The sequence below is a fragment of the Bartonella sp. DB5-6 genome (genome assembly GCF_000278115.1).
GTDB lineage: Bacteria > Pseudomonadota > Alphaproteobacteria > Rhizobiales > Rhizobiaceae > Bartonella > Bartonella refiksaydamii.
On the sequence record NZ_JH725120.1, the window covers coordinates 1 to 11,778 of the forward strand.

General features: G+C 35.7%; 9 protein-coding genes. 4 read left to right on the forward strand and 5 right to left on the reverse strand.

Translation table 11 applies throughout. The annotated features are described in order from the left end of the window. Positions 1 to 47: 47 nt before the first annotated feature. Both MCO_RS11260 and MCO_RS11520 read right to left on the reverse strand, forming a co-directional pair. Positions 48 to 386 carry a hypothetical protein gene (locus MCO_RS11260; protein WP_007553384.1) on the reverse strand — a complete coding sequence of 113 codons (339 nt, stop codon included), beginning with the start codon at positions 384 to 386 and terminating at the stop codon, positions 48 to 50. Between the two features lie 543 nt (positions 387 to 929). Beyond that, complete coding sequence (locus tag MCO_RS11520; RefSeq protein WP_256364628.1) at positions 930 to 1,052, reverse strand: hypothetical protein; 123 nt, start codon at positions 1,050 to 1,052, stop codon at positions 930 to 932. Between the two features lie 382 nt (positions 1,053 to 1,434). Here MCO_RS11520 and MCO_RS11575 point away from each other — a divergent pair, with 382 nt between their 5' ends. The 4 genes from MCO_RS11575 to MCO_RS06755 all read left to right on the forward strand — a co-directional run bounded on the left by MCO_RS11575 (position 1,435) and on the right by MCO_RS06755 (position 7,535). After that, complete coding sequence (locus tag MCO_RS11575) at positions 1,435 to 1,653, forward strand: 2OG-Fe dioxygenase family protein (protein WP_040299018.1); 219 nt, start codon at positions 1,435 to 1,437, stop codon at positions 1,651 to 1,653. Positions 1,654 to 2,084: 431 nt separating this feature from the next. Next, positions 2,085 to 2,390, forward strand: coding sequence for an NAD(P)-dependent oxidoreductase (locus tag MCO_RS11265; protein WP_245256855.1), 306 nt, complete (start codon positions 2,085 to 2,087; stop codon positions 2,388 to 2,390). 335 nt (positions 2,391 to 2,725) lie between these two features. Next, positions 2,726 to 3,334 carry a fumarylacetoacetate hydrolase family protein gene (locus MCO_RS06740; RefSeq protein WP_007553386.1) on the forward strand — a complete coding sequence of 203 codons (609 nt, stop codon included), beginning with the start codon at positions 2,726 to 2,728 and terminating at the stop codon, positions 3,332 to 3,334. 2,800 nt (positions 3,335 to 6,134) lie between these two features. Further along, on the forward strand, positions 6,135 to 7,535 hold the full coding sequence (locus MCO_RS06755; RefSeq protein WP_007553387.1) for an amino acid permease: 1,401 nt from the start codon (positions 6,135 to 6,137) through the stop codon (positions 7,533 to 7,535). Positions 7,536 to 7,631: 96 nt separating this feature from the next. Here MCO_RS06755 and ilvC read toward each other — a convergent pair whose 3' ends face one another. The 3 genes from ilvC to MCO_RS06770 form a co-directional block, all read right to left on the reverse strand. After that, complete coding sequence (ilvC, locus tag MCO_RS06760; RefSeq protein ID WP_007553388.1) at positions 7,632 to 8,651, reverse strand: ketol-acid reductoisomerase; 1,020 nt, start codon at positions 8,649 to 8,651, stop codon at positions 7,632 to 7,634. Between the two features lie 956 nt (positions 8,652 to 9,607). Further along, complete coding sequence (locus MCO_RS06765) at positions 9,608 to 10,342, reverse strand: pyridoxine 5'-phosphate synthase (RefSeq protein ID WP_007553389.1); 735 nt, start codon at positions 10,340 to 10,342, stop codon at positions 9,608 to 9,610. Between the two features lie 80 nt (positions 10,343 to 10,422). Then, a complete protein-coding gene (locus MCO_RS06770; protein WP_007553390.1) occupies positions 10,423 to 11,544 on the reverse strand; it encodes an ATP-dependent RecD-like DNA helicase in 1,122 nt (373 codons plus the stop codon). Positions 11,545 to 11,778: the final 234 nt, after the last annotated feature.

Sequence of the window (11,778 nt, forward strand, 5' to 3'; positions counted from 1 at the left end):
TCACGCTAAAGACTAAATCATGACCTGCTGCCAATTGTCCGCTATTTTCAAGCTTCCCTGTTTTGATGACAAAATCTCGTGCCGCTAAAACCGATAAGGCCTATGCAGACGCATAAAAGTTTAAGTTCAAGAGAGAGCCTGTCTGCTTGCAGCATAGGTGTTAACTTCTTCTCGGTTGCAGATGGCGCAACGCCTGTAGCACTATATTCATCGCGAAAGATGACATATCCGGCCACAAGGCTTACAATGATGTCAAACACACAAAGTGCCGCAATCAAACCATTATAGCCAGCCCCAGCTGCTACCCCTCGCAGGCTGGTTGCTTCTAAGAGATAACCACTAAGTGCTGCTCCCAAAAAGGCACCAATCTGCACCACTGTTTGCATAATGCGGGAAACCTTTTGAGCGCTAATATAACCTTTAAGCGCTAGTTTGGTATTATAAGTCTCGAGCGTACTTAAGGTGATCAAAGAGAGATAACCGATAGAGATAGATACAGCAATAAAACCAGAAGAAGAATCAGCTTAATGAAAAAGAGCAATCAATATAAGGAGGCTATAGATGATGATCCGCCTTTTGTATAAATCTACCAACCTCAGCGAAGACCTAATGCGGACAAGCCCGCTTTTTTTCAAAAGATAGAGTGTAAGGGTTCCCAAAGCCATGGACACACCCAAAAAAAACCGATGAAGATGTTATGCGATAAACGTTCCAAAGATTACTTAAGAATAGCACCATATCAGAAAGATAAAGCACAACAACAAGCCCATAAAACCGAAAAAACAGTTCTTTGCGCACGCCCCCCTCCACATATTTTAAAACACGCAATATGATGATCAGTACACATATCTATAAACAAACTAGTGCACGTATTGCTGAGTATGTCAAGTTTTTCGATAGAAGAATAATATAAGTCTGACCGTTAACATTTATCGTAGCGATAGCTCATTTTCGAGAGATTGAATAGCGAGGGTGGCTGGTGTTTTTGCTGCGCTTATTGCAAGCCATCTTACCAATAGTTCTTTCGTAAAAGTGATAATTTTGCGCACCATTTCATCTGCTAACAATACCGCAAAAATTTATGATCTAAAATGCGGTTATAGCGCGCAAATCTACATACCAACATGATCTTTGAATTTCTTCAAAGTCGATCCTGCACGCTTTCCATAACCTTCAAACTTGGTATCAAGCTTATTACCCGTATATGCCCCACACAAAAAGCATACTTTGGAAAATTTTATAGATATAGCCAACAAAACGATAGATTTTGCAAAGGATAATATTTTTTAAAGTTATGAAATCAATAGTTATACGGGTGTAATTAAAAGAAAATTGCCAAAAATATCAGACGCAATATCATCGATATATTATATTACACAAAATCATTAAAAACACGCTTAATGCTTTTTTGATATATAAAAAAGAAGGCACAAAGTGTGGGATGTTTTTATATACCAATTCTGCATTGAGGCAAAAAAAGGAATACAAGGAAATCCTATATCTGAAAACATTCATAAAGATGGTCATACATTCATAAATATGCACATGATCGACAAACACAATATTGAAGGTAGCACATCCTATATCTATGATAAAAACAGAAAAAATAAAAGAGTTCACTTGCAAGGGAACTTGAGAAGAGAATACCACTAGGTGATATGGAAATATACCATTCAGCTTCTGCAATTTCATCAATAAATGATGAAGACGGTTTAAGGGGTTTAATGGTTATCGATTATAGATAAAGAATCCAATGAAAATTGCGATAACCGATAGAAAAACTGAAATGAGTGAATTTGAAAAAAACACTGGCTGTTTTGGGCGCTAAATTTTATTTCTTCAACACTTTAAATGAAGATGACTTTCCTGACAAAATTCTGGAAAGAGGTTGATGTCTTATTAATCTTGCATGCAAAAATAACAAAGAAAACAGCCAAGAAATTATCTAAGTGTAAATAGCAGTACGCTTCGGTATCAATTATGACCAAGCAGATTATGAAGCGCTAAAAAAACACGGCGTTGAATTTACTAATAACCCTTCTTATTGTACAGATGAAGTAACTGACACTGACTTAACCATAATTTTGGAGGGTTGCAGACAAATCTCCAAACATAATGATTTAGCAAAAAACACCATAAAATATAGCAAGAAAACAATCTTAAAAACATTCTGCCAAAAGTATAAAACCATTGGATTGAGTAAAATCAGAAAAGCAACACGAGAATGGTTAAAACCTTTTGGATTTAAAGTAATTATCTATGATCCATATATTGGTGAAAATCTTGCCTCATCTTTCAACTTCAAACTTTTCGAAGATATTGATTACCTTTTAGAAGAATCTGATGTAGTATCACTACACTGCTCTCTTACAAAAAGACAACAGGAATGATTAATTCAGAATTTCTCAAAAGATGAAGAAAAACGCTATTTTAGTGAACACAGCGAGAGGTAAAATCCTGAGTGATTTTGATTGTTTAGAAAACCATCTAAGGGTGAAGCCTGAGTTCCATATGCTTGTTAATGCTTTACCTATGGAACCACCAAGTAGCGACCCTCTCATTAAAGCTTGGAGAAACAATGCTAAGTGGCTGTCGTTAAGGTTAATAATTCACCCACACAACGCATATTTTTCAGAAAACTCACATATCGATATGAGAAAAGATGTTGTTTTCACAATTATATCTTGCTTATAAAAAAAGAAAATGAAAGACTTGGTGGTCTCCTATGATTAATAACATTTACTGCGTTGGACTCAATTATGTTGAACATGCTCATGAACTAGGCAATGTTGTTGAAGATAAACCGGTTATATTTAGCAAACCGAACAGTTCACTCATCTTAGGAAATAAAATTTATCTCCCTGATTTTTCTAAAGAAATTCATTTTGAGACTGAAATTGTGCTTAGAGTCTCAAAGGATACTTTTATGGTCAGTGAGATAAAGGCTGAAGAATGCTACGATGCAGTAGCTGTAGGTCTTGACCTTACCGCAAGGGATTTGCAAACAAAACTGAAAGAAAAAAGACTTCCTTGGCTTTTGTCTAAAGGATTTAAAGGAGCTGCATACGTCTCTGACTTCATAAACAAGGAAAAAATAAACAACCCCATAACCTTTGCAATGAAATTGAATGGCGAAACGAGGCAATTTGGCAATACAAAAAATATGATATTCAACTTTAGGAAAATAATATCATTTTTAAGTAGCCACATTCAGCTAAGACGTGATGATATCATATATACGGGGACTCCACAGGGAGTAGGGAAACTTTCTAAATTTGATAAAATAGAATTATATCTCGAAGATAAATTAATTTCAGAGTTAGAAGTAAAATGAATCATCAAATACTCACCTTTTTTATTGTTTCATTTTTTTAGTCATCTCACCAAACCTGAATATGGCCCTTATCATCGAGAATGCAACGAGACTTGGAAAAGAGAACGCGTTTGCGAACGTTTGGGGATTGTGTACAGCAACATATGTGCATGAGTCACTTTCCATATTAAGTGTATCAGCACTCATTCTCAACAAGACGCTGTTTTTTTAGTAAAACTCATGGGTGGTGGCTATTTATTATATATGGGAGTTAAATAGATTAAATCTGGAATAAACAGCTTAAATTCAAAAAAATATCAAAGAATGAAAAGCATTCTGTAGGTAAACAAAGTTTTTCACCAGCTATATGGACAGTTTTCTGACACAAATATTAAACCCCAAAGTATAAATATTTTATATAGCAGACTTTCCAAAATTCTTGACTTCTGGCAGTAGCATTAAAAATGCTTTTAACTTGTAACAATACATTCCCTCAACATATTTACATGGTTTACTTTAATGACCATTTTTATATCATTTGCTAGCGCCATTTTAAAAAAGCAAGGCGTAAAAGGATATATAGCGACAGGGACAGTTTTATCTCTGTTTTCTTTTTTCATTTTCTTTGGATAACTTCATTTATCGATAATAAGTCACACAGCCGATAGACAAATCTCTCTATGATTTTGCTTTCCTATCGCTGTTAATATCGACATCTTTGCTCCCACAAAAGCTCATACTACGACTAATTCTTCCTCGTTTTTTCTGTATAATTGAACTATGAGTTAACTTAACGTACTTTTCTAATTTTAATAAATTAAAATTCAGTATAGTCTATTTGATGATGTTTTGAGCTATCACATTTACCTCACCATCACCCAAAAGCGCTACAAATTGCAGATTATAAGCGCTGGCAAACTCCTAGCAGTCTTTCATCTCATAGCTATCTCTCATACTGATTCAGATAATCCAAGTAATTCAAAACAACATCAAAACAATGAGATTAAATTGACCAATCCACCCCCTCTTCGTTGAAAATAATGCTGGAATTTCTATTAAAACTTTCACTGATAGTTACATTAAAGATATGAATTTATCAATCAATACAGTTAATCTCAACAATTTGGAGACCCATACTGACATTTTATGAGCAGCTGATACTTTTTTTGAAAGACAAAGATTTTAAGGTAATACCCAACAGTACCTTATGTTAAGCACAAATCATTTTACTTCAGAAAAGAAAATCAAAATTGCAAAAGATAGAGATGTATACTTTTGATCTGAAAAACAACATGACATGGGCGTTGAAGACTAGCACATAGAAAAAAATAAAAATAGAAAACTGCTTGTATCAACCAAAGTTTACATTTTGATATTTTTGTGCTTAATCTCGATAATAGCTCTATTATTTTTGAAAGATCGACAAAAGAGCATTACCAAACATTGCATATAGAAAACCTAAAAACACAGCAATCCACAACATAACGAGAAATGCACAGATTCACTTAAATGCCTCATGGAGTGATGGCACTGCAATAAATTTGCAAAAAACTGATCAACTTCTCATTCACAGTAATTTTTCAGGCTCCACAGCAGCTTATGTCACAAAATGTGAAGGAAATAATTTAAAGCAAAAACTCATGCTTCTTCAAATGCGCGTAATCTTACACTTAATTCAAATATCTAGAAATGCAAAACAGGACTATTTCAAACCTATAAACCTCTACATCACAAGATATGTTGCACCGGATAAATATCTGCTGCGTGCCTATAACTAAAATCAAACCAAAAGAAAGCCAATATTGAACAAAATCTTTTTGATAAAAAGAAGAAAAAATTCTAGAATTTCCATTTGCAACCTGAAATTCTTGCTTCCAATCCCAGCTATAATGCAACAGCACACACACTGTTGTGTAACAAATGGCTAATTACGTTATCTACCAAACGCGCCTTTAGCCGACATGAGAACATCAATCTCGAAAAAATGAAGAAAAAAACAGATTATTCCTCTACATTTATGGAAATGTAGGAACTTTATCTTCTAAGCAGAATCCTCTTAAATATGGTTATGGTGCTGATATCCACTATACTGCTCTACAAAGTAGTATCGCATTAGCTGTGCTTAAAGGACAAAACACCACAACTCACTCTGGTTTTCTAAATACCTATGGGCAAGCGTTTTTTACCCCCAAAGGATACACTTGCATGTTCAACGCAAAACTTTCACAAGATTTTGCCAAACGGTGTAAATACATGAGAAGACTTCTTATTCACAACTGTAAAATAAAAGATTCTGTAAACTTCTCACTTCCTTTGTAACAAAGAAAGCAACTGCCTTCCACTTATAATACCAATAAAACGATTGTGGAAATCATTTAAAATTTTCTGTCATTGGAGACTTTTTCTTCAGTAAGACGGCAGCTCTATAATTTATTAGACATAACGACTGAGGATAAAAGACTCTCTTTATTATGACATCAAAAACAATTATAGGACATATAAACGGGGAGGATTTTCTATAACCCATGAGGTTCCTTATAACTGTTAAGACAGCTTAACAATGCCTGCCATAATAATACTAAGTCTTCTTATCAACCATTTATCGGCCATCTCAGCGATAACTTAAAATTTTGTAAAATATCTGTTGCGTTGTTGTGGAATAGATATTCCTGTCAGTTAGATATTCTTTATTGGTTATCCACATGAAATCATAAAAAACGTTTTTCCCCCTTTACTCCTCATTTATATCATGCTTCGATACAGAGGATTACTTTTTTCAGTGTAATTTTGAATTTTAAATAATTAAAGGGAACCTCAAAAAATGAATTATAAACAAACTTTAAAAAATAATCCTCAGGAGAAGTTAAAACGTGGATTAGATAACCGTCACGTACAACTTATAGCCCTCGGTGGAGCTATCGGAACGGGTCTCTTCATGGGATCAGGAAAAACAATTAGCGTAGCAGGCCCGTCCATCATACTTGTTTATGCTATTATCGGTTGTGCCTTATACTTTGTAATGCGTGCTATGGGAGAATTATTGCTTTCTAATTCACAATATCGGTCTCTTATTGATTTTTCAACCGATATGCTAGGACCAGGAATTGCTTTTTTTGTCGGCTGGAGCTATTGGTTAAGCTGGGTTGTAACTGGAGCCGCGGATATTATTGCAATCATCGCTTATACGCACTTTTGGTGGCCAGAACTCAACCCATGGATTATCGTCTTCTCCTGCATTATCTTCTTTTTAACCCTTAATCTCCTTGCTGTAAAATTTTTCGGTGAACTTGAATTCTGGTTTGGTCTTATCAAAGTCATAGCAATTGTAGCATTAATTATTGTTGGGTTTTATATGATCGCTACTGGCTTCACCTCTCCAAATGGTACTGTTGCCTCTCTCGGTCATGTATGGAATGGTGGAGATATATTTCCTCGGGGAGTTGCAGGTTTTTTTGCCGGATTTCAAATTGCTATTTTTTCTTTTGTTGGTATAGAGATTGCCGGAACAACTGCTGCTGAAGTCAAAGAACCTAAAAAAGTTCTACCAAGAGCAATTAATGCAATACCAGTTCGTATTGTACTGTTTTATATCTTTTCTCTCGCTGTGATTATGTCAGTCACACCTTGGGATCAAGTTATTCCAGAGAAAAGCCCCTTTGTCTCGATGTTTTGGCTTGCTGGCATTCCGATAGCTGCTGGTTTGGTAAATTTTGTTGTTCTCACCTCTGCTGCTTCTTCAGCAAATAGCGGTATTTTTTCTACCAGCCGCATGATATATGGGCTTGCAACACAAAAAGGTGCGCCTCGCCTTTTGGGCAAACTTTCTAAACACCATGTTCCAGCCAATGCCCTATTCTTTTCTTGCTTATGTATTTTATTAGGATACACAATTGCATCACTATCTCCAAGCATCATAAGTGCTTTTACAATTGTGACTAGCATTTCAGCTATTGCATTTTTATTCGTATGGTCTGTAATCTTAGTTAGCTATATTGTGTATCGTCGTAATCATCCTCAACTGCATACTGAATCTATATACAAAATGCCAGGAGGCGTTGTCGTATGCTGGGTTATTTTAGCTTTTTTTGCTTTCATGGTCTATTTGTTAACATTAGAATCTGATACTCTAACAGCTTTAAAATATGGTGTAGTATGGTTTATTCTCTTAGGCGTAATGTATTTCCTGTTTATAAGAAAAAAAACTGCTCAAAATAAAAAATAAAATCTATATACAAAGAGTACATCAAAAAGGGTAACCAAAGTTACCCTTTTTGTACATAAAGCATAAAAGCTGTTTACATAATATTTCATATGAACTTTAATTATGCTCCTTATCAACCAGAGCATTAGATTTTATCCAAGGCATCATAGAACGGAGCTTTTTGCCAACGTCTTCAATAGGGTGACTATCATTTAAACGCCGCATGCTTTTAAAATGAGCAGAACCAGCTTTATATTCTTGAATCCAATTAGATGTAAATTTACCTGTCTGAATATCTTTCAAAATACGCTTCATTTCTTCTCTCGTTTTATCCGTAATCACGCGAGGACCAGACATATATTCGCCCCACTCAGCTGTATTGGAAATTGAATAATTCATATTTGCAATGCCACCTTCATACATGAGATCAACTATCAGTTTAACCTCATGTAAACACTCAAAATAAGCCATTTCCGGTGCATAACCTGCTTCCGTTAGTGTTTCATATCCTGCTCGGATCAGCTCAACAAGACCACCACAAAGAACGGCTTGTTCACCAAAAAGATCAGTTTCGCACTCTTCTTTAAATGTCGTTTCAATCACTCCGGCACGTCCACCACCAAGACCACACGCGTAAGACAACGCTACATCATGGGCATGCCCTGAAGCATCCTGTGCAACAGCAATTAAGCAAGGAACACCGCAACCACGTTGATATTCATTACGAACTGTATGACCTGGACCTTTAGGAGCAATCATCACGACATCAACTGTTTTTTTAGGTTCAATTAAGCCAAAATGAATACTCAAACCATGCGCAAAGGCAATCACAGCCCCATCACGTAGATACTCATGTATATGCTCTTTATAAATGTCAGCTTGCAACTCATCTGGTGTTGCCATCATAATAAGATCAGCCCATTTTGCTGCTTCAGCAACACTCATAACCTCAAAACCGTCCTTCATAGCCTTTTTAGCTGTTGCCGATCCTGATCGCAAAGCAATCTGTACATTTTGAACACCGGAGTCTTTTAGATTTAAAGCATGCGCACGCCCTTGTGAACCATAACCAATAATGGCCACTTTTTTGCCTTTAATCAAATTAACATCCGCATCACGATCATAATAAACACGCATAGAAATACTTCCTCTCTCTACATTTAAACTGAATTTAAGCTTATTTTTACTGAATAAAAAATATAAAATTACTTTAAGTGATTCACACACTATAAATAATAAAAACACGGCTCATGATAACACAACAATTGAACAATCTCTTAAAGTATATACTTCATAAAAAACTACGCTCCCCCAAAGCTTCCAAAAACATAACAGAATCCCCCCACTAAAATTCATCGACTGTTCTACAAAAACGGTATATTATATAAAATAATACTTCTGAAAAAAATCCTCTACTAAGATTCCTCTTCTGCATAATGAACCACTGTATTCTCAAAATTAAGACGCACCATACGGTTTTTAACATGAACTAAATCAAAATGGATAGCAAGAAAAATTGTAAAATAAGGGGGAGCCTTTTTATACTTGAGCGCAAAAACACAATTTTATCTCTCTTATGATAAAGAATACTCTTCGTATAACTCTCAATTTCGACACCCGCGTTATGTATAAACTCTCATATTTTTGTTAGATAAGAATGCAATCTTATAAAATATCTGTTTTTAGAAAAATTCCCAAGAAAACGCTGCTTGAAAATTATAAACGCAACATAATTATTCTCATCACTTCTTTGCCACCACAAATCTAAAAGTTTTTCCATTCTTCCTGAAAACATTCACTCAAACTTATATAAATCTTGTATTTCTGATAAAATCATCCGCTGTTTTTCTGCTTCTTTAAAGTAAGTTGCACCAAAGCTAAAGAGCTCTGTCCATAACCTTTCTCTTTATAGACTAATATGGAAAAACCATTGCCAATTGTTTTAAATTGAGCGCAGTACTCTTGTTCCTACCATAATGCATACCGCAAGCAGTATTTATATCTAAGCCAACATACTACAAAATTATTTTTTAAAGACAAACGAACAGCACTTTATAAAAATTTATCCTTCCAATTGTAGAAAAGAAAAAAGATTACTCTAGTAACCGAATGAAACGCTGAACAGTGTCATGCATTCCATACTCTAACGCATCAGCAATAAGTCCATGACCAATAGACACTTCATCAAGCCAAGGAATACGGTTAACAAGAACAGGAAGATTCATAATTGTTAAATCATGTCCTGCATTAACACCTAATTGCAGCTCTTTAGCTCTTCTTGCTGCTAAAACAAGCTTATTTAACTCCTGATCTTGCATTTCCTTATACTTAAACGCACCACCGTAAGGCCCAGTATAAAATTCCACACGATCAGCACCAATCACTTTAGCAATATCAAGACCATCTACAGTAGGGTCAGCAAATAATGACACACGAATTTTTTTTTCTTTCAAACGCTTAATAATAGGTGCTAAAAATTCTGCATCTTGAAAAAAATTCCAACCATGATCAGAAGTTGACTGAGCTGGATCATCAGGAACAAGAGTAATCTGATCCGCATATTTTTCCGCTACATCCAAAAATCTATCGCTTGGATAACCTTCGATATTAAATTCAGCAGTAGGAAACGTATTGTTTATTAAACAATGTATATCTGGCAAATCAGCAAAACGAATATGCCTTTCATCAGGTCTCGGATGAACCGTTAAACCAGCAGCACCAGCTTTAAGTGCTATATGCCCAATATTCTTGATATTTGGCCATGGTAGATTACGCCGATTGCGTAAAACAGCAATAGCATTAAGATTAACCGAAAGCTTCACTGCCATGCACAACTCCTATTTTCTGTATATAATTCTAAAATCAGAAAAAGATACATCCACCAGCACAATTTTAAAGAATAAATTTTCTATCGAACAATTGTTAATCGCTCTGCCGCACGCGTAATTCCCGTATAAAGCCAGCGCGCATACATATCACGAAATGCAAAACTTTCATCAAATAAAACCACGTTATCCCATTGAGACCCTTGCGCTTTGTGAACAGTTAATGCATACCCATAATCAAAATCATCATACCTTTTTTTTAATTGCCATGAAATCTCATTATCAGGGTTATCAAATACTGCTTTTAAAAGCTTAATCTTTGCCACCCCACGCTCACTTTCTTCTGGTTTAACGAGAAGATTAATTCCCAGTTTAACCGTTTCCTTCTGTGAAGTCATCACTTTCCATAAAGAACCATTCAACAAACCTTTAGCAGGATCATTACGCAAACATACAAGTTTATCACCCGCTTGTGGATAATCTGCTGTAAACCCCTTCAGCACACGTAAACGTTTATTATAAAGGTGACGTGTTCGGTTCACCCCTACCAACACTTGATCAGCATCCAAAACCAATTGTTGATCCACCTCTTTACGCGTAACAACGCGAGCTTCACCATAATCACCATAAGCAATATCGCGTCCTTGGCGCACATTCATAGCGAGACGAACGATCGGATTATCACGCGCTTGCCGATGAATTTCTGAAAGAAGAAAATCTGGTGTGCCATTGGAAAAAAAACCTCCTCCTGATATAGGAGGCAACTGACCTGGATCACCAAGAACAAGAATTGGTGTCCGAAAACTCATCAAATCACGCGCTAATTGCTCGTCGACCATCGAACACTCATCAACAATGATAAGTTTAGCTTGCGCAGCAGCACTTTTCCGATTCAATGCAAATGTTGGTGCAATAGACTTTTTTCCTGTTACCTCATCGGAAATTTCTTCTTCTCCACGCGGACAATAAATCAATGAATGAATAGTACAAGCATTACTCGCACCTTTAGAACGCAAAACTTGTGCCGCTTTGCCTGTAAACGCAGCAAATTGGACAGAACCATCAACTGTTTCAGCAAAATGACGAGCAAGTGTCGTCTTCCCTGTCCCCGCATAGCCAAAGAGACGAAAAAGCGGAGAACGCCCCTCTCTCAACCACGTAGCAACAGCCTTCAAGGCATTATCCTGTTCCGGTGAAAACTGCATAGTTTATCAAAATAAGATTCGCATAAAAAGAGCAAGTGTTTTGAAAATAAAAACACTATCAAGAAAAGTTTTTGTCGTTACGAATTTCTGATACACAGCCGTCCTACTACTTTCACAGAATAATGATCAATTATTTACCCATTGCTTTTTCAAAATATTGTAACAATCTAAATTTTATCTATACATCGATCTTCTTGGTAACACCTTGATACTTATCAAATATAATTTTTTATA